The 24,196-nt window shown below is 68.5% G+C and carries 26 protein-coding genes; 5 read left to right on the plus strand and 21 right to left on the minus strand.

The window, feature by feature from the left end:
- Nucleotides 1–22 precede the first annotated feature (22 nt).
- Both IE113_RS14465 and IE113_RS14470 read right to left on the minus strand, forming a co-directional pair.
- Entirely contained in the window at nt 23–2,767 is a 2,745-nt protein-coding gene (locus tag IE113_RS14465; RefSeq protein ID WP_189542734.1) for a [protein-PII] uridylyltransferase, read from the minus strand.
- On the minus strand, nt 2,764–4,476 hold the full coding sequence (locus IE113_RS14470) for a class I adenylate-forming enzyme family protein (protein WP_189542736.1): 1,713 nt from the start codon (nt 4,474–4,476) through the stop codon (nt 2,764–2,766). The genes IE113_RS14465 and IE113_RS14470 overlap by 4 nt, the downstream gene beginning before the upstream one ends.
- A 142-nt stretch (nt 4,477–4,618) precedes the next feature.
- On the opposite strand from IE113_RS14470, the gene lgt reads away from it, so the two are divergent.
- The 4 genes from lgt to IE113_RS14490 all read left to right on the plus strand — a co-directional run bounded on the left by lgt (nt 4,619) and on the right by IE113_RS14490 (nt 8,049).
- Nucleotides 4,619–5,512 carry a prolipoprotein diacylglyceryl transferase gene (gene lgt, locus IE113_RS14475; protein WP_189542737.1) on the plus strand — a complete coding sequence of 298 codons (894 nt, stop codon included), beginning with the start codon at nt 4,619–4,621 and terminating at the stop codon, nt 5,510–5,512.
- Nucleotides 5,509–6,573, plus strand: coding sequence for a class I SAM-dependent methyltransferase (locus IE113_RS14480; RefSeq protein ID WP_189542739.1), 1,065 nt, complete (start codon nt 5,509–5,511; stop codon nt 6,571–6,573). Before lgt ends, IE113_RS14480 begins: the two co-directional genes overlap by 4 nt.
- 65 nt (nt 6,574–6,638) lie before the next feature.
- Nucleotides 6,639–7,262, plus strand: a complete 624-nt coding sequence (locus tag IE113_RS14485; RefSeq protein WP_189542741.1) for a lysophospholipid acyltransferase family protein — start codon at nt 6,639–6,641, stop codon at nt 7,260–7,262.
- Nucleotides 7,255–8,049 carry a DUF1295 domain-containing protein gene (locus IE113_RS14490; RefSeq protein WP_229822536.1) on the plus strand — a complete coding sequence of 265 codons (795 nt, stop codon included), beginning with the start codon at nt 7,255–7,257 and terminating at the stop codon, nt 8,047–8,049. The genes IE113_RS14485 and IE113_RS14490 overlap by 8 nt, the downstream gene beginning before the upstream one ends.
- 30 nt (nt 8,050–8,079) lie before the next feature.
- Here the strand turns inward: IE113_RS14490 and IE113_RS14495 are convergent, their stop codons facing one another.
- From IE113_RS14495 to IE113_RS14585, 19 genes are all read right to left on the minus strand, one after another.
- Nucleotides 8,080–8,682, minus strand: a complete 603-nt coding sequence (locus tag IE113_RS14495) for a response regulator transcription factor (RefSeq protein WP_189542744.1) — start codon at nt 8,680–8,682, stop codon at nt 8,080–8,082.
- 206 nt (nt 8,683–8,888) lie between these two features.
- Nucleotides 8,889–9,260, minus strand: coding sequence for a flagellar export chaperone FliS (locus IE113_RS14500; RefSeq protein WP_229822545.1), 372 nt, complete (start codon nt 9,258–9,260; stop codon nt 8,889–8,891).
- A gap of 16 nt (nt 9,261–9,276) precedes the next feature.
- Nucleotides 9,277–10,701 carry a flagellar filament capping protein FliD gene (fliD, locus tag IE113_RS14505; RefSeq protein ID WP_189542747.1) on the minus strand — a complete coding sequence of 475 codons (1,425 nt, stop codon included), beginning with the start codon at nt 10,699–10,701 and terminating at the stop codon, nt 9,277–9,279.
- Between the two features lie 30 nt (nt 10,702–10,731).
- Nucleotides 10,732–11,865, minus strand: a complete 1,134-nt coding sequence (locus tag IE113_RS14510) for an EscU/YscU/HrcU family type III secretion system export apparatus switch protein (protein ID WP_189542749.1) — start codon at nt 11,863–11,865, stop codon at nt 10,732–10,734.
- Nucleotides 11,862–12,644, minus strand: coding sequence for a flagellar biosynthetic protein FliR (fliR, locus tag IE113_RS14515; protein WP_189542751.1), 783 nt, complete (start codon nt 12,642–12,644; stop codon nt 11,862–11,864). Before fliR ends, IE113_RS14510 begins: the two co-directional genes overlap by 4 nt.
- Complete coding sequence (locus IE113_RS14520) at nt 12,641–12,913, minus strand: flagellar biosynthetic protein FliQ (RefSeq protein ID WP_189542753.1); 273 nt, start codon at nt 12,911–12,913, stop codon at nt 12,641–12,643. Before IE113_RS14520 ends, fliR begins: the two co-directional genes overlap by 4 nt.
- A gap of 6 nt (nt 12,914–12,919) precedes the next feature.
- Nucleotides 12,920–13,624, minus strand: a complete 705-nt coding sequence (gene fliP / locus IE113_RS14525; protein WP_189542786.1) for a flagellar type III secretion system pore protein FliP — start codon at nt 13,622–13,624, stop codon at nt 12,920–12,922.
- A 44-nt stretch (nt 13,625–13,668) separates the two neighbouring features.
- Nucleotides 13,669–13,947, minus strand: coding sequence for a flagellar biosynthetic protein FliO (locus IE113_RS14530; RefSeq protein WP_189542755.1), 279 nt, complete (start codon nt 13,945–13,947; stop codon nt 13,669–13,671).
- Nucleotides 13,947–14,225, minus strand: coding sequence for a flagellar motor switch protein FliN (gene fliN / locus IE113_RS14535; protein ID WP_189542757.1), 279 nt, complete (start codon nt 14,223–14,225; stop codon nt 13,947–13,949). Before fliN ends, IE113_RS14530 begins: the two co-directional genes overlap by 1 nt.
- 19 nt (nt 14,226–14,244) lie before the next feature.
- The gene (locus IE113_RS14540) at nt 14,245–15,135 is read right to left on the minus strand and encodes a FliM/FliN family flagellar motor switch protein (protein ID WP_189542759.1); all 891 of its coding nucleotides are present in this window, start codon (nt 15,133–15,135) and stop codon (nt 14,245–14,247) included.
- Complete coding sequence (locus tag IE113_RS14545) at nt 15,132–15,719, minus strand: flagellar basal body-associated FliL family protein (protein ID WP_189542761.1); 588 nt, start codon at nt 15,717–15,719, stop codon at nt 15,132–15,134. Before IE113_RS14545 ends, IE113_RS14540 begins: the two co-directional genes overlap by 4 nt.
- 31 nt (nt 15,720–15,750) lie before the next feature.
- The gene (locus IE113_RS14550; protein WP_189542763.1) at nt 15,751–17,046 is read right to left on the minus strand and encodes a hypothetical protein; all 1,296 of its coding nucleotides are present in this window, start codon (nt 17,044–17,046) and stop codon (nt 15,751–15,753) included.
- A 33-nt stretch (nt 17,047–17,079) separates the two neighbouring features.
- Nucleotides 17,080–17,505, minus strand: a complete 426-nt coding sequence (locus IE113_RS14555) for a hypothetical protein (RefSeq protein ID WP_189542765.1) — start codon at nt 17,503–17,505, stop codon at nt 17,080–17,082.
- Nucleotides 17,495–18,826 (minus strand): FliI/YscN family ATPase, encoded by a 1,332-nt coding sequence (locus IE113_RS14560; protein WP_189542766.1) that lies wholly within the window; start codon nt 18,824–18,826, stop codon nt 17,495–17,497. The genes IE113_RS14555 and IE113_RS14560 overlap by 11 nt, the downstream gene beginning before the upstream one ends.
- Nucleotides 18,820–19,398, minus strand: a complete 579-nt coding sequence (locus IE113_RS14565) for a FliH/SctL family protein (protein ID WP_189542768.1) — start codon at nt 19,396–19,398, stop codon at nt 18,820–18,822. Before IE113_RS14565 ends, IE113_RS14560 begins: the two co-directional genes overlap by 7 nt.
- Entirely contained in the window at nt 19,391–20,437 is a 1,047-nt protein-coding gene (gene fliG, locus IE113_RS14570; protein ID WP_189542770.1) for a flagellar motor switch protein FliG, read from the minus strand. Before fliG ends, IE113_RS14565 begins: the two co-directional genes overlap by 8 nt.
- Nucleotides 20,434–22,074, minus strand: a complete 1,641-nt coding sequence (fliF, locus tag IE113_RS14575; protein ID WP_189542772.1) for a flagellar basal-body MS-ring/collar protein FliF — start codon at nt 22,072–22,074, stop codon at nt 20,434–20,436. Before fliF ends, fliG begins: the two co-directional genes overlap by 4 nt.
- A gap of 3 nt (nt 22,075–22,077) precedes the next feature.
- Nucleotides 22,078–22,449: a flagellar hook-basal body complex protein FliE gene (fliE, locus tag IE113_RS14580; protein ID WP_189542774.1), complete on the minus strand. Its 372-nt coding sequence runs from the start codon at nt 22,447–22,449 to the stop codon at nt 22,078–22,080.
- Entirely contained in the window at nt 22,446–23,711 is a 1,266-nt protein-coding gene (locus tag IE113_RS14585) for a sigma-54 interaction domain-containing protein (protein ID WP_189542776.1), read from the minus strand. The genes fliE and IE113_RS14585 overlap by 4 nt, the downstream gene beginning before the upstream one ends.
- A gap of 241 nt (nt 23,712–23,952) precedes the next feature.
- On the opposite strand from IE113_RS14585, the gene IE113_RS14590 reads away from it, so the two are divergent.
- The coding region (locus tag IE113_RS14590; RefSeq protein WP_444544213.1) for a flagellin N-terminal helical domain-containing protein at nt 23,953–24,196 on the plus strand (244 nt) is incomplete at its 3' end.

A 24,196-nucleotide genomic window follows, 5' to 3' on the forward strand; every position in this document is an offset into this window, starting at 1 on the left:
CGATGCGTCGCGGCGGCCGGGTTCAGGCCGCCGCGACGTCCACGGTTTCCTCGCCCGCCGCATCCAGCAGGCGCTTTTCGACCGCTTTCAGGCGCTGCGGGGAATCGATCTTTTCGCCCAGCAGGTCGGTGACATAGAAATTGTCGACCGCGCGTTCGCCATAGGTGGCGATGTGGGCGGAATGGACCATCAGCTTGGCTTCGAACAGCGCGCGGGCCAGCCGGTTGAGCAGGGCCGGGCGATCCCGTGCGTTCACTTCGACCACGGTGAAGCGGTTGCTGGCAGCGTTGTCGAATTCCACGCGTGGGCGCACTTCAAAGGCATCGGCGCGCGGGCGGGCGAGCGGGCGGGCCGCGAGCTGCGGCACCAGCTTGACCCGGTTGGCCAGCGCATCGGCGATCATGGTCTTGATCCGGGCGAGCTGGCTGTCTTCGGAGAAGGGCCGCCCCAGCGGGTCCTGCACCAGGAAATTGTCGACCGCCATGCCGTTGCGCGCAGTGTGGATGCGCGCGTCGATGATGTTGCCGCCGGCCAGGTGGATGCCGCCCGCGATCCGGTAGAACAGGCCCGGATGGTCGGCCGCGATGACCGTGACCAGCGTGGCCCCGCGCGCGGCGTAATACTGGGTGTGGACGTCCAGCGCCTGACCCTTGGCCTGATCCAGCTGCACCAGATTGAGCGCGATGATGTCGTCCGGTTCGGCAATCCAGTAGGCATCGCTCAGCAGCTTGCCGGTCTGCTCGACCAGCGCGGCCTGCGCGCCCAGCCGGTCGGCCACGGCGGCTTTCTTGGCGGCGATCCGTTCGGCCCGGCCATGCTGCTTGTGACCCAGCCGCAGCTGCCCTTCGGCTGCCTCGTAGAGTTCGGAAATCAGCTGGCGCTTCCACCCGTTCCACACGCCGGGGCCCACCGCGCGGATATCGACGATGGTCAGCATCGCCAATAGCCGCAGCCGTTCGATCGATTGCACTTGCGCGACGAAGTCGGTGATCGTCTTGAAATCGGCCAGGTCGCGCTTGAACGCGGTGGCGCTCATCAGCAGGTGGGTGCGCACCAGCCAGCTGACCAGCGCGGTCTCCTCCTCGCTCAGCCCCAGCCGGGGGCACAGCTTCAGTGCCACGTCCGCGCCCAGCACGGAATGGTCGCCGCGCCGCCCCTTGGCGATGTCGTGCAGCAGGATCGCGACGTAGAGCGCGCGGCGGTTCACCACCTTGTGAATGATGGCGGAGGCCAGCGGATGATCCGCCTTCATTTCGCCCTTTTCGATCCGGTTCATCAGCCCGATCGCGCGGATGGTGTGTTCGTCCACCGTGTAGTGGTGGTACATGTCGAACTGCATCTGCGCGTTGACCCGCCCGAAATCGGGCACGAACCGCCCGAACACCCCGGTTTCGTTGAGCCAGCGCAGCACCGTTTCGGGATCGCTGCGGCTGGTCAGCAGATCCAGGAACAGCGCGTTGGCGCGCGGATCGGTGCGCACCGCGTCCACCAGCCGCGCGTCACGCACCGCGATGCGCATCGCTTCTGGGTGGATCTCAAGCCCGTTGGTATCGGCCAGCACGAAGATTTCCAGCAGCCGCACCGGGTCTTCGGCAAACCAGCTGTCGGACGGCACGTTGATCTTGCCGCCGAACACCGGATAGCCGCGCACCAGCCGCCGCCGGGCGCGAAAGCCCGCGAGCAGGCCCTTGGGCTGCTTCTTGGCGAACTGGTCGTCCAGCTGGGCGAGGAACACCCCGGTCAGGTGACCGACGCGTTTGGCCTGCAGGAAGAAATACTGCATGAACCGCTCGACCGCGCTCTTGCCGGGGCGGTCGGCGAATTGCATTCGCGCGGCGACCTCGCGTTGCAGGTCGAAGGTCAGCCGGTCCTCGGCGCGCCTGGTGATGGTATGCAGGTGGCAGCGCACCGCCCAGAAGAAGTCTTCTGCCTTGCGGAAGGCGCGGTATTCGGAGGGCGTCAGCAGTCCGACCGCGACCAGCTCGCTGGGGTCGCGCACCTTGTGGATGTATTTGCCGATCCAGTAGAGCGTGTGCAGGTCGCGCAGGCCGCCCTTGCCCTCTTTCACGTTGGGTTCGACGACATAGCGGCTGTCGCCCAGCCGCTTGTGCCGGTCGTTCCGCTCCGCCAGCTTTTCGGCGACGAACTGGCGTTCGGTGCCGGCGACGACTTCGGCGAAGAAGCGGGCCTGCGCTTCATCGAACAGGGGCTGGTCGCCCCAGACGTAGCGCCCCTCCAGCATCGCGGTGCGGATCGTCAGGTCGGCGCGGCCCATGCGGACCATGTCGTCCAGGCTGCGGCTGGAATGCCCCACCTTCAGCCCCAGATCCCACAGGAAATAGAGCATCGCCTCGATCACCTGTTCGCCCCATGCGGTCTGCTTGGAGGGGGTGAGAAAGGCGATGTCGACGTCTGAATGGGGGGCCATCTCGCCCCGGCCATAACCGCCTACGGCCATCACCGTCAGCCGTTCCCCGGTGGAACGGTTGCTGGAAGGGTAGACGGCAGTGACGACGTGGTCGTGGATCACGCGGACCAGCTGGTCGATCAGGAAGGCCTGCGCGGCGGCGCATTCGTTCCCGGCGGAAGGCTTCGCGGTGAGCCGCCGGGCGATTTCGGCGCGGCCATCGGCCAGCGCGGTGCGCAGCAATGCCACGATCTGCTGGCGCGGTGGCTGGCCGGCATTGCGGACCAGATCGGCAATGGTATCAGCCAGCGCGCGGCGATCGATCACCGCGCGCTGGTTGGCAATGGCTTTGACGGTCAAGCCCGGCTCTTCTGCTCGTTTTCCCACACCGGCTGGTAACGCGCGCGCAGGGCCCGCTTGTCAACCTTTTCGGTGCCCAGGCGCGGCAGGGTTTCGTGCTCCTGCCACAGCCGCACCGGCACCTTGAACGGGGCGATGTGGGCCTGCAGGAACGCGCGCAGATCGTCCTCGGACAGATTGCGGCCTTCCTTCACCAGATAGACCCCGGTGGGCAACTCGCCGAACTTTTCATCCGGCACGCCGAACACGCTGGCCTCGGCAATGTCGGGGTGGGCATAGATCGCCTGTTCGACTTCGATGCAGCTGATGTTCTCGCCGCCGCGGATGATGATGTCCTTCTTGCGGTCGACGATGAACAGATAGCCATCCTCGTCGAGGTAGCCGAGGTCGCCGGTGCGGAAATAGCCGTCGGGCATGATTGCCTCGGCGGTCGCCTTGGGGTTGTTCCAGTAACCCAGGAAGTTGGCGATCGAACGGATCGAGACTTCGCCGATCTGCCCGGCGGCCAGTTCCCGCCCGTCGTCGTCCAGGATGCCGATCTCGACCAGCGGCTTGGACGCGGTGCCGGTGGAACCGGGCTTGGCAAGGTAGTTCTCGTTGAAGTTGCCGCAGCCGACGCCGTTGGTTTCGGTCAGGCCATAGCCCAGCAGCGGGAAGGCGTGGGGCAGCGCCTCACGAATGCGGGTGACGTGATCGACCGGGCGCGGTGCGCCGCCAGCGGCATAGGACACGCAGCTGGTCAGGTCATACTTGTCGCGGTTGGGATGGGTGGCGATTTCAAAGCTCATCAGCGGCACGCCGACGAAATAGGTCACCTTTTCCGCCTCGATCAGGCGCATCGCCTCTTCCGCGTCCCACTTGGGCATCAGCACCAGCTTGCGGCCGATGGCGAAGCTTTGCAGGAACAGCGGCACTTCGCCGGTCACGTGGAACAGCGGCACGTTGACCAGCGTGCAGGGCTGGGCCGTGGGCATTTCGCCCTTGTCGGTCAGGTGGGTGGCGACCATCAGGGTCTGCGCGGCATAGTTCATCGTGCCCTGCACGACGCCCCGGTGATCGGACCATGCGCCCTTCGACTGGCCGGTGGAACCCGACGTGTAGAGGATCGTGGCAAGGTCATCGCCGGTCAGTTCGGGCAGCGGGGTGTCCGCGCCGCCGCCATTCGCCAGCAGCGGTGCCAGGCCCTGCTGCCAGCCGCCATCGTGTTCGAACACGATCACCTTGCCGGGGTGCGACAGGCCGTTCAGCCGGGCGGCGCGCTGGGCGTCGGCCAGCACCAGCGTGCATTCGGCCAGCTCGATGCCGCCGGCCAGTTCCTCACCGCTCCACCAGCCGTTGAGCAGCGTGGCGCAGCCGCCCGCCATCAGCGTGCCCATGTAGGCGATGATCCAGTTGATCGAATTGCGCGCGGCAATGCCCACGCGGTCCCCGCGCTGCACGCCGTGCCCGGCCACCAGCCCGCCCGCTACGGTGCGCGCGGCGCCGTAGACCTCGGCAAAGCTCATCCGCACGGGGCCGTCCACCAGGAACGGCGTGTCGCCATGCTGGGCGCAGAAGAACGCGAAGTAGTGCGCCAGGCTGGGCGGCGCGTTCTTCAGCATTGGCAGGGTGCGGCCAAACCGTTCGAACGGAACGGTTTCCAGCGGCGCGCCCGGTGCGGTCAGCCGGTCCAGAACAGAAGTGAGGGCAGTATCCAGTTCGCTAGCCATTCGGCTTCCTTATCCCCATGGTTTCCAAGGCGAGCCCCTCTCACGCCTCGTGCCGGGGTTTGTTTCCCCGGCGTGCTTGTGCCAGAAGGCGCAGCGGTTGGTGCCGCCGTCGCCATGGTTCATGATCTAGGAGGTTACGTCCTTGCTGTCACTACTGCTCGCCGCTGCCAGCGATGCGCCGATCTATTGGCAGGACCTCAACCTCAGCCCCAATGCGCTGACCATCGGCAGCTTTGCGCTGCGGTGGTATTCGCTGGCCTATCTGGCGGGCATCCTGCTTGGGTACTGGCACCTGTCGCGGATGATCAAGGCCCCCGGCGCGCCACTGGCGCAGCGCCATGCCGATGACCTGTTCTTCTGGTGCACGGTCGGCATCATCCTGGGCGGACGGCTGGGCTATGCCACGTTCTATACCGGCGGCGACACCGGGCTGCCCAGCCTGTGGGCCGATCCGGTGCGGCTGCTGCAATTGTGGAACGGGGGGATGAGCTTCCACGGCGGGCTGATCGGCACGGTGCTGGCGGTGGCGTGGGTGGCCTGGCAGGGCGGGCTGAGCTTCCTGCGGGTGATGGATTATATCGCGGTCTGCGTGCCGTTCGGGATGCTGTTCGGGCGGCTGGCGAACTTCGTGAACGGCGAACTGTGGGGCCGCGTGGCCGGGCCGGACGTGCCCTGGGCGATGGTGTTCCCCGATGCGCCCGGCGGTCTCGCGCGGCATCCCAGCCAGCTCTACGAAGCCGCGCTGGAAGGGGCGCTGCTGATCGTCGTGATGCTGCTGATGTTCTGGAAGACCCGCGCGCGCTGGCGGCCGGGCCTGCTGGCCGCGACCTTTGCGTTCGGCATGGGGCTGGCCCGGTTCTTCGTTGAATTCTACCGCGAGCCGGACGCGCAGTTGAGCGAATTCGCGCAGCAGACCGGGCTGTCGATGGGGCAGTGGCTGACAGTGCCGTTGATGGCGGTCGGGCTGTTCTTCATCGTCCGCGCGCTGGTCCGCCCGGCGCTGGGCAGCGGCGCGCCGGCTCCTGCCGCGCAATGAGCGAAGGCGCATCGGCCGAACCGCTGGCGGCGATTTTCCGGCGGCTGATTGCCAACACCGGCCCGATCAGCCTGATGCACTACATGGGCGAGGCGAACGCGCGTTACTACACCAGCCGCGATCCGCTGGGCAGCGCGGGCGATTTCGTCACCGCGCCGGAAATCAGCCAGATGTTCGGGGAACTGATCGGGCTGTGGCTGGCCGACATGTGGATCAACGCGGGCCGCGAAACGCCGGTTCACTACATCGAACTGGGGCCGGGGCGGGGCACGCTGGCCAAGGACGCGCTGCGCACCGCGCGGCGATACGGGCTGGAACCGTCGATCCACTTCGTCGAGGCGTCGACCGCGCTCAAGGACATCCAGCTGGAAACCGTCCCCGGCGCGCAGTGGCACCATGACCTCTCGACGATCCCGGCCTATGGCCCGGTGCTGATCGTTGCCAACGAATTCCTCGATGCGCTGCCGGTGCGGCAACTGGTCAAGACGCCGCAGGGCTGGCGCGAGCGGATGGTCGTGCCAGAGGGAGAGCGGTTCATCTGCGTGGCCGGGCAGCAGCCGATGGATGCCGCCGTTCCCGAAGCGCGGCGCGATGCGGCGGACGGCACGATCATCGAAACCTGCCCCGGCGCGGCGGCCACGGTTTATGAAGTGGCGGGGCGGCTGATGGAGCAGGGCGGCGCGGCGCTGTTCATCGATTACGGCCACGACCAGTTGCGCGAAGGCTCCACCCTGCAAGCCGTGCGGCAGCACCTGAAAGTCGATCCCTTCGTCAATCCGGGCGAGGCGGATCTAACCGCGCATGTCGATTTCGCCACGCTCGCCCCGATTGCCCAGTCGCGCGGGTGCAAGTGGCTCGGCACCGTGCCGCAGGGGCGCTGGCTGCGCGAACTGGGGATCGAAACCCGCGCGCAGGCGCTGGCGCAGGTCGCCCCGCAGCACGCCGCCGCGATCCATTCGGCCAAGGACCGGCTGATCGGCGAAGGACAGATGGGCCTGCTGTTCAAGGTCATGGGGCTGGCGCACCCGCAGTGGCCCAGCGGAGCCGGTTTTCAGGGATAACCGTCTTTCGTCCCCCTCGCATTTGCGCAAAGCCGTGCTAGCTTCGCGTCGAACGGGGAGAATGCATGGACAGCGGCTACCAGGATCCGCCACCGGCCTTGCTGTCGCGCATCGTGCGGCGGCTGATGCTGTGGTTCTACAAGACGCGCGGCTGGAAGGCGACCGGGGCACCGCCCGCTGATCGGCGCTGCGTGGTGATTGCCGCGCCGCATACGTCCAACTGGGATTTCGTGAACCTGCTGGGGCTGACCGCCGATCTGGGCATCAAGGTTCATTTCATGGGCAAGCAGAGCCTGTTTCGCTGGCCGATGCGCCGCTTCATGCTGGACATGGGGGGCGTGCCGATTGACCGTTCGGCCCGGCACAACACGGTCGAGCTGATGGCGGCGGAGTTCAAACGCCGGAAAGAGTTCATGCTGGTGATCGCGCCCGAAGGTACCCGCAGCGCGGTGGGGCAGTGGCGCACCGGGTTCTACCATATCGCCCGCGCCGCCGGGGTGCCGCTGGTGATCGGGATGATGGATTACGGCAAGAAGACCGGCGGGCTGGGCCCGGCGATCTGGCCAACCGGGGATTTCCGCGCCGACATGGCCAAAGTGGTCGAATTCTATCGCAACACCACCCCGCGCCATCCGGACCGCGCGATCACCGATTTCGAAACCCTGATGGGAGCGGACAGCCGTGACTGACGGACTTCTGATCAATGCCGCGATTACCGCGGTGATGATGCTGACGCTGAGCGGGGTTGCCGCCCGCATTCGCGACGTGTCGTTCATCGACGCCGTGTGGGGTGCGGGGATGGCCGTGCTGGCGATCGCCAGCTGGCTGCAGCTGGGCAATCCCGGCGCGCGGGCCGGCCTGATCGCGGGTATGGCGGCGATCTGGGGCTTCAGACTGGGGCTGCACCTGTTCACCCGCTGGCGCGCCCACGGGGAGGACCCGCGCTATGCCCGGATGCTGGGCAAAGCGAAGGAGCAGGGCCGGTATGGCCGCGCCGCGCTGACCGTGGTGTTCGGCCCGCAGGCGGTGCTGCTGTTCCTGACCTGCCTGCCCGCGCAGCTGGGCGTGCTGGCCAGCGGCGATCCCGCGCCGATCGGCCCGCTGGCCTGGGCGGGCGCGGCGCTATGGCTGGTGGGGATGATGTTTGAAACCGTCGGCGATGCGCAACTCAAGGCGTTTCGCGCCGATCCGGCGAACAAGGGCAAGGTGCTGGATACCGGCCTGTGGCGCTATACCCGTCACCCCAATTACTTTGGCGATACCTGTGCGTGGTGGGGCATCTGGCTGGCCGCGGCCGACGCCGGCTGGACGGTCGCCGCGCTCAGCGTGATCGGGCCGCTGTTCCTGACCTTCACCCTGACGCGCTGGTCGGGCAAGCCGTTGCTGGAAAAGGGGCTGATGAAGACCCGCCCCGGTTATGCGGAATACGTGGCGCGCACGTCCGGCTTTTTCCCGCTGCCGCCGCGCCGTCCGTAACGGCGCGGGGCGGCCAGGTCGGCGATCGGATCAGCCGACCAGCGATGACTCGATCGCGATGCGGATCGCTTCGGAGGTGTGGTTCGCGCCCATCTTGTTGAGCATGTTGGCGCGGTGGATTTCCACCGTGCGCGGGCTGATCGCCAGGCGTTCGCCGATCAGGCGGTTGGACAGGCCATCGGCCACGCCCGCCAGCACTTCGCGCTCGCGCTTGGTCAGGCGCTGCACCCGGCTGCGGGCCATCGCCTCGCGCAGGCGGACCGTGCCGAGCGAATTGCTGCTCTGCTCGGCCACCATCAGCGCCTGCTTCACCTCGTTCAGCCCGAACGGCCATTCCAGGTAATCGATTGCGCCGTTGAGCACGGCTTGCACCACCTGGTTGGTCGAAGGGTCCGCGCCATAGGCCACCAGCGGCAGCCACTGGCCGATCTCGGTCATCGTGCGGATCGCGTCCTGCACGATCTGGCCGTCATCATGGACCAGCACCAGCCCGTCACGCGGCCAGCGCGCGACGAGTTCACTCAGGTCCTCGAACGGTTCGACGTGGATCGGCGTTCCAGCCAGCGCATGCGTGATGGCGGCGCGGCGGCGAAAGTCGCTATCGACAAGGGCAAGGTTGGTTCGCTGGGTCATGGCGTCAGTATTACCGGTTTTTCCCTAGTGAGAAGCTGGAGACGCATCCATTTCTGTCTGCGGTTGTATCCGTTTTCGATGGTTATGGTTATTGCCCGGTCGTGCAGGAAATAAGTGATAATGCGTACGCCTTGTTCTTTCCAGCCTGACAGGTTCGGTAATTCAACAACTTAGGTTCGCCTGTGCCCACGGCACGCATGGCCCGTTCAATTTGATCCGCCCGTCACGGCGCGTGAAATGTCGATGAAATCATTGCGAATTGTCTGTAGCGCGGCCGGATCGAAGGCCAGCACGCTGTCCAGCACGGTCCGCCGCGCCGCATCGTAGAGCTGCAACAGGGCCGGGCCGATCGCGGCGTCCGGGCTAACGCCCAGCTGCAGCGCGGTGAGCGCTGAGAGGGCGCGGGTCAGCGACTGGCTTTTCAGGCGATTGTCGCCGCTGTCGTGCGCGAACTGCGCGGTGCCCAGCGCGGCGATCAGCTGTTCATAGCACAGCGCCACGAGTTGTTGCGGCGTCGCGCCGGAAACGCGCGCGTCGAAATCGACCTTGCGGTAGGCTTCATGGGGGGATCGCATCATCAGCATGGGGCGGGGCCTAATTGCGGGACGCGTTCCACGCGTCGATCTGGTTCTGCAGGAAGGTCAGGGTCGATTTGGATGCGCCGACCCGGCTGTCCACCCCGGCAAAGCGCTGCGCCAGCTGGGCGCGCAGTTTTTCCTGGGATTCGATCAGCTTGGTCTGGTCGGTGCTGACCTGCGTCTTCTTCGCGGTGTAGCGGGCGATGGAGCCGCCCAGCGAACCCGGATCGCTGGTGGCCGAAACGCTGCGGGCCAGCTTGTCCATCGTTGCATAGACGCCGAACAGCCCGGTGGTGAACATCGCGGCCACGCCATCGGGCGAGGCCTTGAGCGTGGCGCTGAGGCGCGCGGTATCAAGCCGGAACGTGCCGTCGCGGTTGGTGGCAAGGCCCAGGTCGGCCAGCGTCGCGGGGGTGCCCTGCGCCGCCCCCGGCATCACGATGCTGCCCGCGAGCGACGAAAGCGAGCGTCGCAGCGCCCGCGCGCCGTAATCGCGGGCCAGATCGCCGGTCTGCGGGTTGACCACATCGTTCAGCCCGCTCGCCAACTCGTTCAGCGCGGCGGTCAGGTCCTGCATGAAAGTGGTCACGGCGGCGTTCGGTTCGCTGAAGCGGATCGTGGTCGGCGCGCCGGGATTGGTGCCGGTCAGCTTCAGGTTGAGGCCGGGGGCGGCGTCGTTGATGGCGTTGGAGGTGGCGGTCATCGCCACCCCGTCCAGCTTGTAGGCGGCGTTGCCGGCGCTCGCCAGCAGCCGCTCCGGCGCGGCGGCGGGGGTCCAGGCCAGCGCCGCCAGCCCTTCCTCGCCCACGGTCTCGGCGGCCTCCAGAACAAAGCCGTTCACTGCGCCTTCCTTGCCTTTCAGCACCAGCTGCGCGCCGTTTGCGCCATTGGCGACATAGGCGGTCACCCCGGCATTCGCACCGTTGATCAGCCCGGCGACATCGGCCAGCGTCGCCCCGCTCGGCACGGTGATATCGACCGCCGCCTGCGCCGGATCGGGGGTGAATCCGGCCCCGGCAACCGTGCCGAAGCGCAGCGTCAGCGTGCCCGAACCCGTCGGGCTGGTCGCGGCGGCGTAGGGCGGCGTGGTCAGCGTCTGCGCGGCGGCCAGCTGCGTCACTTCCAGCGTGTAGCTGGCGGTGTTGCTGGCGGTGCCCCGGCTGACCGCCGCGACACTGGCGTTGGCAATCGTCGGCTGGGTGGACAAATCGCCACCCCGCACCCGGTCGCCCACGGACGCGGCGAGTTGCAGGATCGAGCTCTTGAGCGCGGAAGCCGCCGAAATCTGCCGTTCCAGCGTTTCGGCCTGATTGGTCAGCCGGTCCGTCCGCGCGGCGAATTGCGCCTGCGCCAGGTTGGTCGCCATCGCGGCGAAATCGATCCCGCTGCCCACGCCGAGCGTGGCGATGATCGAGCTGGTTGCGGAAGTGGTGGTGGCCATGCCGCTCAGAACGGCAGCGCGCGCGCGAACTTAAGCATTTGCCCGTGGGTCCAGCCGTCCCTCGGCGTCAAAGCGCAGCGCCACCGGCACCTCGATCGGCGGTGGGGCCACGCGCTCGCCGCGTTTGAGCGAGAACACGAAGGCCAGCACGCCCGCGACGGCGGCGTAGAGCTCCTCGCGGATCACCTGGTTTTCGCGCGTGGTGAAATAGACCGAGCGGGCAAGCGCTGGGTATTCCAGCGTCGGCACGCCCAGTTCGGCCGCCAGTTCGCGCATCGCCAGCGCCTTTTCCCCGCGCCCCTTGGCCAGCACGATCGGCGCCCCCGCCTTGTCCGGGTCATAGGCCATCGCGACCGAGAAGTGGGTCGGGTTGGTCAACACGAATTGCGCCTCGCGCATCGCCTTGGCGACCGCGCCGCTGGCGAACTGGCGCTGGCGCTGGCGGATCGCGGCCTTCTTTTCGGGCGAACCTTCGCTCTCCTTGTGCTCGTCGCGCATTTCCTGGTGGGTCATGCGCAAGCGCAGCATCCGGCGCAGCCACTGGATCGGCCAGTCGATCATGGCGATCACTACCAGCCCGCCTGCCAGCAGGAACATCAGGCTGATCACGGCGTCCCACGCCACCGCCAGCTGCCCGTTCAGCGTGATCCCGCGTCCCAGTCCCAGCAGCTCCGCCAGGTGACTGCGCGCCCAGAAATAGCCGAGCGCCCCCAGCAGGCCGACTTTGGCGAGGCCCTTGACCATCTCGATCCAGCCCTGCGGGCCGAACATCCGTTTCAGCCCCGACAGCGGGTTGATCCGCGATCCCTTGGGCGCCAGGTTCGCCCCGATCCAGCGGCCGTCGGCGCTGGCCAGCTGCACCGCGATTACGGCCAGCATCACGCCCGCCGCCAGGATCAGCAGCGGCGGCAGTACCCCCACCGCCATTGTCAGCAGGATCCGCCCCGGCGCAAAATCCTCCAGCATGGCCCGGTCCCAGGTCAGCCCGGTGCGCGCGGCGCTGGCCATCGCGTCCAGCATCCACGGTCCCGCCAGCGCCAGCCACGCCGCCCCGATCAGCACCGCGACGGCGGTTGCGACCTCGCGGGAGCGCAGGATGTCGCCCTTTTGCGCGGCGTCGCGTTTGCGCTTCTCGGTCGGGGCAAAGGACTTTTCGCCGCTCATGGGGCGATCACCTCTGCCGCTTGCGTGACGGCCTGCGCGGAAAGGTCGGCCATCTGCTCGACCGCCAGCGGTGCGGCGGCGATCAGCCCGGCGATCCCCGCCAGCACCCCGGCGGGCAGGCCCAGCGCGAACAGGTTGAGCGAGGGCGCGGAGCGGCTGAGCACGCCGGACAGCACCTGCACCAGCAGCAGCACCAGCGTGACCGGCAGGGCAATCGCCACCGCAGCGGTGAACATCGCCCCGCCAAAGCCCGCGACCATTTGCAGCCGCTCCGGCGCGATCCAGCTCGCCCCGGGGGGAAGGGCGGCATAGCTGTCGATCACCAGTTGCAGCCACGTCAGGTGCGCGCCCAGGCCCAGGAAGATCACGGTCAGCAGGACCATGAAATACTGGCCCAGCGCGGGCGAATGCGCGCCGCTCATCGGATCGGCGGCAGCGGCGATGCTCATCCCCATCGCCCCGCCGATCTGTTCAGCGGCAATGATCGGCGCGGCGAACGACAGTTGCAGGACAAACCCCAGCGTCAGCCCGACCAGCACTTCGCCCGCCACGGCCAGCAGCCCCGCCACCGAAAACAGCGCGGGCGGCACCGTCACCGGCACCCATGCGCAGACCAGCACGGCAATCGCCCCGGTGATCGCCACGCGCAACTGCACCGGCACCGCCGCCGCGCCAAAGAATGGCGCGGCAAGCAGGGCCGCGCCGATGCGGGTCATCACGAACAGCAGTTTCCACAGTTCGGCCTCGAGTGCGCCAAAGCCGAAAGTCAGCTGGATCACCGGCCGGTCTCCGCGATCTGCTGGAAGATCTCGTTCATGAAATCGCCGACCAGCCCCAGCATCGAGGCACCGAACACCACCAGCACCAGCGCGATCACGGCCAGCTTGGGCACGAAGGTCAGGGTCTGTTCGTTGACCGAAGTTGCAGCCTGCACGATGCCCACGACCAGGCCGACCGCAAGGCTGGCCAGCAGCACCGGGGCCGCCACCAGCGCGGTCACCCACAGCATCCGGTCAGCCAGCGCGAGGAGGGAAGCAGTATCATCCATCGCCCGTCACCCGAAACTGGCCGCAAGGCTGCCCATCAGCAGCGCCCAGCCATCGACCAGCACGAACAGCAGCAGCTTGAACGGCAGGGAGACGATGGTCGGGCTCATCATCATCATGCCCAGGCTCATCAGCACGGATGACACCACCAGATCGATCACCAGAAACGGCAGGAACAGCATGAAGCCGATCTGGAACGCGGTTTTCAGCTCGCTGGTGACGAAGGCGGGCAACAGGATCGAGAACGGCACATCGGCCGGGCGGGCAAACTTGCCGGCGTTCGCCATGTCGGCAAACATCGCCAGATCGCGCTCGCGGGTCTGGCGGATCATGAAGGCGTGGAATTCCCTTCCTCCCACTGCAATCGCCTGCTCGGCGTTGATCGTCCCGGCGGAATAGGGGGCGATGGCATTTGCATTCACCCGTTCCAGCGTCGGGGCCATGACGAACAGCGACAGGAACAGCGCCAGCCCGATCAGCACCTGGTTGGGCGGCGATTGCTGCAACCCCAGCGCCTGCCGCAGGATCGACAGCACCACCAGGATGCGGGTGAAGCTGGTCATCATCAGGATCAGCCCCGGCAGGATCGTGAGCAGGCCCATGATCAGCAGCAGCTGAAGCGACAGGCCCGCGCCGGGGCCGCCATTCATGCTGGCGAAGGCACGGTCGAGCGCGCCGGGGATGGCCGTCTGGGCTTGCGCCGCGACGGGCATGACAACGGTCCCGATTGCGGCGAGGAAGGGAGCAAGGGGTCGCGTCACTTTGCCCCCTCCTCGCCGCCACGCGCCGGCGCTTCGGCCAGCCGCGTGAGCCCCTGGCGCGAGGCGGAGACGAGGATCTCGCGCCCGTGGAATTCGATCACCGCCAGCTTCAGCGCGGGGGACAGCATTGTCGTTTCGATGATCCGCACCGACTTGGCCGCGCCGGGAGCTGCGCCCATCCGTGCCTGCAGTTTCTGGCCGAACTTCAGCACGCCCCAGGCCAGCCCCGCGATCAGCGGCAGCAGGACCAGCAGTTTCAGGATATACCACAGCATTATTCCGCGCCCTCCGCCGGGGTGGGGGCGGTCACACCGTTCATCTCGACGATGCGCAGGCCGAAGCGGTTGCCCTGCGCCACGATCTCGCCCCGTGCGATCAGCTTGCCGTTGACCATGACGTCCAGCAGCTCGTCGGTCAGCCGGTCGAGCATGACGACGCTTTCCTCGCCGAGTGCGAGCACGTCCTTCAGTTTCATGTCGGTGCGGCCGAGTTCGACCGAAAGGCGCACGTCCACTTCCTTCAGGAAGTCGAAGCCGCGGGTGTGAATGGTCATAAGGTTCCCCAGTTCCGGATCAGGCAATGTGTGAAATCTTGATGGCGACACGGTCGTCCTGCGCGCCCACCGTGCCGCGCGCGATCACGCTGCCGGCAATCGACAGCGGCACCGCGCGGGCGACGGCCACGGGCAGGATCGTTCCCGGTTCCAGCGCCGAAATGGTCGCCAGCGGCACCTGCATGTCGACCAGCACGGCAGTCAGCGGCAGCGGCACGTCGGCAAAGGGCGCGGCGGCGGGATCGGCGGCGCGCGGGGCTGCGGGCGGGGCGGGCGGGCGGTCGCCGTGGCCGAACAGCTCTGCCAGCGTCGCCAGCGGCAGGGCCAGCGTGGCCAGCCACGGCGCGCGCATCCCTTCCATCACTTCCAGCTGCAGCACGGCCAGCCGCGCGTCACCGGTGAACGGCGCGAGTTCGGCCAGATCGCCGTCGCGGCGCAGCGCGCGCACCGCGCCGTCGGCGCCAAGGGCGGCGCAGAGACATTCCACGACCAGCGTTTCCAGCCGCTGGATCATCAGCTGGGCCGATGTCGGGAACTGCCCCGGCAGGGTGGCCGGGGCCTCGCCCTTGCCGCCAAAGGCCTTGTCCACCAGCCGCAGCACCGCCCCGGCATCGAGCGAGGCGAGCAGCGGCGCGCCGCCTGCCCCGGCGGCCAGCAGGCTGTTCGCGGCCAGCGGGCCAATGCCCTTGGCCAGATCGGCACAGCGTTCCTCGCGCACGACCTGCGGGGTGACCAGCGGAGCCTCCCCGCCGCTCAGCCGGGCCAGCCCCTCGGCCAGCAGGCGGGCAAGGCGATCGCCCAGCCGGGCCAGCTGCGGCAGCAGCTCGGCCGGTTCGGGACCGCGCCGCAGCAGCTCCGCGCAGTGCTGCGCGGCGGCGCGTTCGGCAACAAAGGCGCGCTGCGGCTTCACTGGACTAGGAACGACTTGAAATAGACCGCATCGACGCCGCCGAACCCTTCGGTTTCGGTCAGCACCTTGTTGATCGCGGCGGTCAGCCGCTTTTCCAGGCGCTGCTTGCCTTCGGGGGTGAAGGCATCTTCTTCCGGCGTGTCGGCGAGGACCACCAGCACTTCGCTGCGGATCGCCAGCTCGTGCTTCTTCAGCCACATCAGCACGCGTCCGTCGCGGCGGGTGGAACAGGCCAGGCTGATCTGCACCAGCGCGCTGGAATTCTTCAGGTTGGACGTGAAGTCCTCGGTGAAGCTGAAGTAGCTCGTGCGGTATTCGCTGCCGCCATCGCCTTCCACTTCGGCCGGGCCTTCGCCCTCCTTGGCTTCGGTCTTGGGGGCAAAGGGATCCTCCTCGCCCTTGCGGACCAGCTTGGGGGTGTTGTCTTCCTTGGGCTCGGCGTGGCCGCCGCCGATCACGCCGGACTGCACCAGCGCGAACGTGCCGCCACCCCCGGCGGCGACCAGCACGACCCCGGCCACGGCCTTGACCAGCATGCCTTTGCCCTTCTTCGGCTTGGACGCCTTTTCGGATTTGTCACTCATTCGAAGATACCCCTGCGATCAGTCTGTAAAATCAGGCGAAAATGCCGTTGCGGGCACCGTCATCGGATGCCTGTGACTGGCTGCGACCCGCAGCCGGTGAATGGTTGGCGCGGGCAGCGGCGCGTTCCTCGCGCGGGGTCTGCTGGCCGCTGCGCGACTGGGCAAAGCCCTCGGCGGTTCCCCCATGACCGGCCTCGCTGCGGCCCTGCTGGCTGAAGCTGGCCGTGTCGCTGGTGCTGGCGGCCTGAACCGGCGGCACGGCGGCACTGACCGCGCGGGCGAAGTCCGGATCGGCGCTGGCCATCGCCACCGACAGCCCGCTGGCGTCCTGCTGGAACCGCAACTGGACCGCGCCGAATTCGGCGTGGCGCACGGCCATCGTCACGCTTTGCGGTTGCATCGCCTCGCGCGCGGCGACCAGCCGGTCGACCAGCGCGGTAAAGTCGTGCGGGCGTTCGGCGGCAGTGGTGGTGGCAGTGATTGCGGCGGGCGCGGCATCGCGGATGACCGGCGGCGCGGCCAGCACCGTTTCGCTCGCCGCAACGGGCTGGGCGGCCGCGGGCTCGATCATGCGAACCTGCTGCACTGCCGCCTCACGCTCGGCGGGTGCAGCCTCTGGCAGTGCTGTAAGTTGCGGTGTCGAGGGCGGGGGCGTCTGTTGCCCGGCGGCGCTCACGGCTGGCTGTGTCACGGCGGGCTGCGACATCGCAGGCTGGGGGCTGGCCGCGATGGGGGCCTGCGTGGGCCGCCCCGGTTCGCGGGACAGTGCGGTTTCAGCAGGCGATGCCGGTTCACCGGGCGATGCGGGCTGACTGACCGGCGTGACTGCATGCAGCGCGATCACGGGCAGCGTGGCGAGGGGTTCCGCAACCGCGATTGCGGGATCCGCCGGTTCGGCAGCATCCTCGCTCATGGTCTGTTGCGGCGCATCTGCCGGTCCGGCCTGCGCGGCTGGCCCTGCCGGTCGGGCCTTCAACAGCGCGGTGGGCAGCGTGGCGATCGCGCTGGGCAAGGCGGCCGGCGGTGCGGCGGCAGGATCCTGATCGACGGGCTGGGCTTGCGCCGCTGGCGCCTCGGACGGCAGGGCGACCGGCAAACCAACCGGCAAGATCTTGCCGTTTGCCGGAACCGGCAAGGCCGCCGTTGCCGCCACCAGCAGGCCCGGCTGGGCCACCGGCACGTCCTCGGTCGGCCCCGCAGTTAGCGTCTGGATGTTCAGCAAAGCCGCGAAATCCGCCGGTTCCACGCTTTCGCCCGGCTGCCCGGCCACCGTGACGGCGACGGTCAGGGCAGGGCTGGCGGAGGACGGGGCAGTGGGCTGGATCACGGACAAGGCTCCTTGCAGATGGCTTGCCCGGTTCTATTCAAGAGCCGTGCCAACTGCCTTGCGCGCGCCCAGCGCTTGCGGCTGGGCGCGGCGGGCAAGCGCGGCGGCTCCGGCTTTCGCACGGTCTTCAACGGCGGCGCGGCTGCGTTCGGCCTGCGCGAGTTCCAGCTGCTTGCGGTCGGCCAGCGCCCTGGCATTCAGCGCATCGCCGCTGGTGGTGGTGGTGATCGCGTTCAGGCCCGACACGAACTGGCCCAGCTGGCGCAGTTCCAGCCCGTCGCGGAAATCGGTGCGGGCGCGGTATTCATCGGCCATGCGGCGGGTGCGGTCCGCCAGCGCTTCCAGTTGCGCCAGCGTGCTTTCGGCGCGGGCGGATTCCACGGCGGCGGCCTGCTTGGCGATGGCGCGGACCTTTTCCAGCCGTTGCAGCCGCTTCAGCCGGGCGCGCTCAGCCTGCATTGCCCATCAGCTCGGCCAGCGCGGCAATGCTCTGTCGCAGCGGCACGGTGCTGCGCGCCGGCTGGCACAGGAAGTCCACCAGCGCGCCGTGCATGGTGATCGCGCGGTCCAGCTGGGCATCGGCCCCGGCGCGGTAAGCCCCCATCAGAACGAGATCGCGGTTCGCCTCGTAACTGGCGGTCAAAGCACGAAATTCGCGGGCGAGCGCGGCGTGATCGGGCGCGACGATATAGGCCATCACGCGGCTGAGCGAGGCAGCGATGTCGATCGCCGGATATTGCCCGCGCTGGGCCAGATCGCGGCTGAGCACGACGTGCCCATCAAGGATCGAGCGCGCGGTATCGACGACCGGATCGTCCTGGTTGTCGCCGTCCGCCAGCACTGTGTAGAGCCCGGTGATCGAACCGCCGCTGGCCGCCGAATTGCCCGCGCGTTCGACCAGCTTGGTGATCGTGGCAAGGGCGGACGGGGGATAGCCGCGCGCCGCGCCGGGTTCGCCCAGCAGCAGCGCGATCTCGCGCCCCGCGTGAGCGACGCGGGTCAGGCTGTCCATGATCAGCAGCACCTGGCGCCCCTGTGCGCGGAAATGTTCGGCCATGCTGGTGGCCAGCATCGCGCCGCGCAGCCGCAGGTTGGGGGCATGGTCGGCGGGGACGGCGACCACGGCGGTGCGCGCGCGCTTCGATCCGGCCATGTGGCGCTCGACGAAATCGGATACTTCGCGCGCGCGCTCGCCAATCAGGCCGACGACGACGATCTCCGCCTCCGCCCCGGTCGCGATCATGTCGAGCAGGACCGACTTGCCGACGCCCGAACCGGCCATGATCCCGATCCGCTGGCCAATGCCAAACGTGGTCAGCGCGTTGAGCGCGCGCACCCCGGTGTCAAAGCATTGCCGCACCGGGCTGCGATCGAGCGCACTGGTGCGCAGCCCTCCGGCGGGCCAGCTGTGGCGCGAATGGATCGGGCCGAGCCCGTCGATCGGCAGCCCCTCGCCATCGACCGCGCGACCCAGGAACGCTTCGCCGACGGGCAGCATGCCGGGGCGGCCTTCGGTGCGGACCCGTGCGCCGGGGCGCAGCATCACGGTATCGCCCAGCAGCATCATCAGCGTGCGGCCATTGCGAAAGCCGATGACTTCGGCGGTCAGCGGCGCGGTGCGGCCATGGGCGACCTTGCACAGCGCCCCGACCGGGGCGGACAGGCCGGATACTTCCAGCAAGCCGCCGTCGCAGGCGGTCAGCAGGCCATAACGTCCCGGCGTCAGGTCGATTTCGGCACCGGACAACTCGTCCAGCAGGGGATCGAACAGTTTCAGCATGATGCCAGCGCCTCCGCGATTGCCGCGCGCCAGTGGGCCGGGCCGTCCTCGACCCCGCCGTTCTGCGTTTCCACGCGCAGCGCGCCGCGCTCCAGCGCCGTGTCGGGCAGCACGTCCAGCCCCTCCGGCAGGCGCTTGCCGACCAGCTTGATGTCGTCGGGATGCAGCCGCAGCACCCGCTCGTCATCGGCGCGGGCCAGCATCGCGGCGGCGCGTTCGACCCGCGCGGCGAGCGCCGCCTTGTCGAGCGCGATGGGGGCAATGGCCGCTTCGCACAGCGCCTCGACCGTGGCGTAGAGTTTCTGGCGCAGCGCCTCGGTCTGCTCCGCATCGAGCCGGGCGAGCGCCAGTTCGATGGTCCCGCGCGCGGCCTCATCGGCTTCGGCCTGCAACTTCGCCAGCGCGCCAGCCTCGGCCACGCCGGCTTCATACCCTTCGGCCCAGGCAAGCGCGACCGGGTCTTCGCGTTCCGGCTCCGGCAAGGGCGGCGGCGGGTTGGCGGCGCCGGAAAAGCGCGGGTCCTGCGTGAACCCGGCCTGCCCGCCCAGCGCCAGCAGCGGCAGGCTAGACATATTCGTCGTCCCCGCCGCCGACGCCGAACGCGATCACCCCTTCGGCGGCCAGGCGGCGCGCGGCGGTGACGATGGTCTTCTGCGCTTCCAGCACATCGGCCATCTTCAGGCGGCCGCGCCCGGCGATCTCGTCCTTCACGCCATCGGCGGCGCGGCTGGACATGGCGCGGAAGAACACCTCGCGCTGTTCTTCGCTGATACCCTTCAGCGCGTCGATCAGCGTATCGCTCTCGACCTCGCGCAGCAGCGAGCCCATGGCCTGCGGCTCCAGCGCCAGCAGGTGCTCGAACTTGAACATCTCGTTCTCGATCTCGCGCGCCAGCGCTTTGTCGATGCGATTGATCTCCGGCATGATCCGCTTTTCGGCGGCCTTGCCCGCGTTGTTGATGATGTCCGCCGCCTCGCGCGCGCCGCCCATGTCCAGCATGACCCGGCCATGATGCGCGGCGATCCGCTGTTGCAGCAGTTCCTCCAGCATGGCTATGGCCTCGCCCGAGACCGGCCCCAGCGTGGCGATGCGGTGGACCACCTGCGTCTGCAGATCGGCAGGCAGGGCGTGCAGCACTTCGGCCGCGACATCGGCTTCCAGCTGGACCAGCAGCACGGCCAGCGCCTGGGGGTGTTCATCGCGGACCAGCGGGATCAGGGCTTGCGGGGTAAGCCAGCGAACCAGCTCGATCGCCGGGCCCTTGTCCTCGCCCAGCGGCAGGATGCGCTGCATCAGGCTGTCGGCCTTCACCGCGCCGACCGCGCGGTTCATCAGGTTGCGGACGTGATCGGTCCGCCCTTCCGCGCCGATGCCGCTGCGTTCGGTGTTCTTGACGAACCCGGCAATTGCCTGCGCGATCAGGTCCGGCCCGATTTCGCCCAGCGCACACATCTTCTCGCCCAGCAGTTGCAACTCGCCCGGCCCCAGCTGGCTGAGGATGCGCGCGGCCTGTTCCTCCTCCAGCAGCATCACCATCACGGCGGCGCGTTCGGCATCGCCCAGGCTGATCGCTTCGGCGGCGACGGCAAGGTTCTGGGACTGATCGGTCATCGCGCGTTTTCCGGTTCGGTGCTGGCCAGCATCTTGCGCAGGGCGTGGAGCGCATCATCGGGCTTTTCATCGACGATGCGCTGCGCCAGCCCGACCTGACGGCCCAGCAGCGTGGCATCGACGGCGCGCGGTGCGGCGGGATCGGCGGGATGGGCACCATCGCCGGGCTCGCCATCGGGCGCGGCATCGGCCTGTTCATCGCTGGCGGCCGGAGCGGCGGGATCGCGCTTTAGCGCACGCACCAGCGGACGCACGCCCAGCAGCAGCACCAGCAGCACCGCCAGCAGCGCGACCACGCTGCGCACCACCATCGCGAACCACGGCGCCTCGTAGAACGGCACCCCTTCCGCGCTGACCGGCTCGAACGGGCGGGCCATGACCGTCACCTGGTCGCCGCGCTGCGGATTGGCGCCAACGGCGGCGGCGACGAGTTGTTTGACCTGTTCGATGTCGGCGGGCTTGGCCCCCTTCATCGCGGCCTGGCTGATCGCGACGGCCACCGACAGGCGCTTGACCTTGCCCGGCGCGGCATTGGCGACGGACACTTCGCGGCCGAGTTCGAACGTGCGGGTCGCGCTGGATTCGCCGTTGACCTGGCCCGCCGCGCCGGGGGCGGGGGTGCCCTGCGGCGCGCCGGGCTGGGCGACGGTGGGGGGCGGGGGCGTGTTGGCCGTCACGCCGGGAATGCCGCCCGCCTGACCCGGTCCGGTGGTCTGCGACTGGGCCTGCGTTTCGGTGCGCAGGACGCCGTCCTTGTCATAGCTTTCGCGCGCAGAAGTGACTTCATCCATGTCGAGTTCCAGCTGGATCTCGCTAGTGAAATTGCCCGCGCCGAGCATCGGGGTGAGCAGTGTGTCGAGCTGGGTGCGCAGCTTTTCTTCCATGCGCACCTGCAATTCCAGCCGGTCGGCATCGGCGCTGGCCTTGTCGGACAGCAGCCGCCCGTTCTGATCGACCACGCGCACCGCATCGGGCGAAAGGCCGGGGGTGGACGCGCCGACCAGGTTGACGATCGCCGAAACCTGGCTGTCCGACAGCTGCCGTCCGCGCGCCATGCGCACCATGACCGAGGCGGTGGGCGGGGTATCTTCGCGCACGAATACCGATTTGTTGGCCTGCGCCAGATGGACGCGGACGGATTCGACGCCGTCGATCTGCTGGATCGTCAGCATCAGTTCCTGTTCCCGCGCGGCGCGCAGCCGCTCGCCTTCCAGCGTGCGGCTGGCGCCCAGCGGCAGGCTGTCGAGCGAGGCGGCGGCATCGGGCACGGCCAGCGCCCCGTCCGAAGCGACCAGCATCCGCGCGCGGTAGAGGTCATCCTCGCCCACGGTCAGCGCGCCGGTCTGGTTGTCGATGGTATAGCCGATCCCGGCCGCATCGAGCGAGCCGACCACGGCGGCGCGATCCGCATCGTCCAGCTGGGCATAGAGCACCCGCTGCGGCGGGCTGGAAAGCATGGCGTAGGCCAGCGCCGACACGCCCAGCACGGCCGTGCCCGCGATCAGCGGCAGGCTGCGCCGGACCGCCGGCTGGGCGGCGAAGGCGCGCACGCGTTCCAGCGGGGTGCCGCCGCCCAGACCGGGAAGGGACGGCTGGGCGGCAGCAGGGGAGGGCGAAGCGGGAACCAGATCAGTCATCTATCAGACCCCCATCCGCATGATGTCCTGGTATGCGGACAGCAGCCGGTTGCGCACTTGCAGTGTGGCTTCGAAGGCGATGCCGGCCTCCTGCCGGGCCAGCATCACGCTGGCGACATCGGTAACGGTGCCTTGTTCGAACCCGGCGGAGAGGTCCGCGGCCTTGGCCTGCGTGGCGCTGACATTGTCCAGCGCGCTTTTCAGGGCATCGGTGAAGCCGCCCGCGGGCCCTTGCGGCGCGGCGGCCTGCGCGGCCCCCGCATCGGGGGTGTGGATCTGCTGGAGCAGCTGCGAGCGTTCCAGGATCTGCTGGCGCATCGCCATGATCTGCTGGAGGCTGCCCGCCCCTCCTCCAATACCGCTGATGCTGCTCATCGCCGGGCTCCGGCCACGGCCAGGCCAGCCTCACGGAACGAGGCGAGGCGATAGCGCAGGGTGCGTTCGGAAATGCCCAGCTGGCGCGCGGCTGCCACGCGGCTGCCACCGCAGGCTTCCAGCGTTTCCATGATCGCGCGCGCTTCAGACAGCTGGACGATGTTGGACAGGCGCGCCGGGGCGGTGCTCTGCGCAGCGGGGGCGGGCAGGGCGCCATCGGCGGGGACCAGCCGGGCCGGGCTGTCGAACACGATGTCGGCCGGGGTGACTTCGTCCTTGCCCTCGGCCAGCAGCAGCGCGCGGCGGATCACGTTTTCCAGCTCGCGCACGTTGCCCGGCCAGCCGTGGAGCTTCAGCATGGCCAGCGCGCTTTCCGAAATCCACGGCACCGGGCGGCTGGCGGGCGTGTGGCGCAGCGCCAGCGCGAAGGCCAGCGGAGCGATGTCCTCGGCCCGGTCGCGCAAGGGGCGCAGGCTGAGGGGGAACACGTTGAGCCGATAGTAGAGGTCGGCGCGGAAGCGGCCCTCGGCCACTTCGGTCGGCAGATCGCGGTTGGCGCAGGCGATCACGCGCACGTCCACCTTGATCGGCTGGGTCGACCCGATCGGCACGACTTCGCCTTCCTGCAGCGTGCGCAGCAGCTTGGCCTGCAGGGCCAGCGGCATTTCCGCGATTTCATCGAGCAGCAGCGTGCCGCCGTCCGCCGCGCGGAAAAAGCCTTCGTTGGCATTGGTCGCCCCGGTGAACGCGCCCTTCTGGTGGCCGAACAGCAGGGCTTCCAGCATGGCTTCGGGCATCGCGGCGCAGTTGACCGCCACGAACGGGCCGGCGCGGCGCGGGCTGTGATCGTGGATGAAGCGGCTCAGCACTTCCTTGCCGGTCCCGGTCGGACCGTTGATCAGCACCGGGATCTCGCTCGCCGCCAGCCGCTCGGCCAGCGCCAGGATCGAGAGGCTTTCGGGATCGGCGGCAATCGGCGCGCCGGGGGGCGCCAGCGCGGCGAGCAGCGCGGCCAGCGCGGCGGGGCTGGCGGGATCGCGATAGGTCAGGGTAAAGCGCCCGCGCCCGTCATCGCGGCGCAGCCGGTCGTGGCCCGCGCGCTCCAGCGTGATGCAGCCGCCCGGGCCTTGCACCGCCGGATCGCTGGCGGTGCGCAGCAGCGGCGTGCGCCCCGCTGCCACTGCCCCGACGATTGCGTCCGCGCGCTGCACAAGCGGGGCGTGAAGCCGTGCCACGCTGTCGCTGAATGCCAGTGCCGTCATCATTCTGGTCCCCGTCGTTAACCATCTCTCGTGGGGGACTTGTGCGCGCAGAACGTCAAACGCTCCGGTAATTTAAGGTCCGGGGCAAATACTTAGACGGATCGCGGCGCTGCCGCTTGCCGCCGCGGCAGAATTTTGCCGCCCGCCCTTAACAATCGGCGGAAACCACCGGTCTTTGTGGGGACTGCCGCGGCAATTCCCTGCCGGGCCGGTCGGGCGAGACTTTCCTCGGGAGTAGAACATGACTGTTATCAATACGAACATGGGCGCCCTGCGCGCCGCGAATTCCGCCACTTCGGCTGGCAAGATGCTGGGCACGGCGATGGAACGGCTGTCGTCGGGCAAGCGCATCAATGGCGCGAAGGACGACGCGGCGGGCCTGGCCATCGCCACCACGATGACCTCGCAGGTGCGCGGCATGAGCCAGGGCATCCGCAACGCCAACGATGGCATCAGCCTGGCGCAGACCGCCGAAGGCGCGCTGT

The sequence above is a fragment of the Novosphingobium arvoryzae genome, from assembly GCF_014652615.1.
GTDB lineage: Bacteria > Pseudomonadota > Alphaproteobacteria > Sphingomonadales > Sphingomonadaceae > Novosphingobium > Novosphingobium arvoryzae.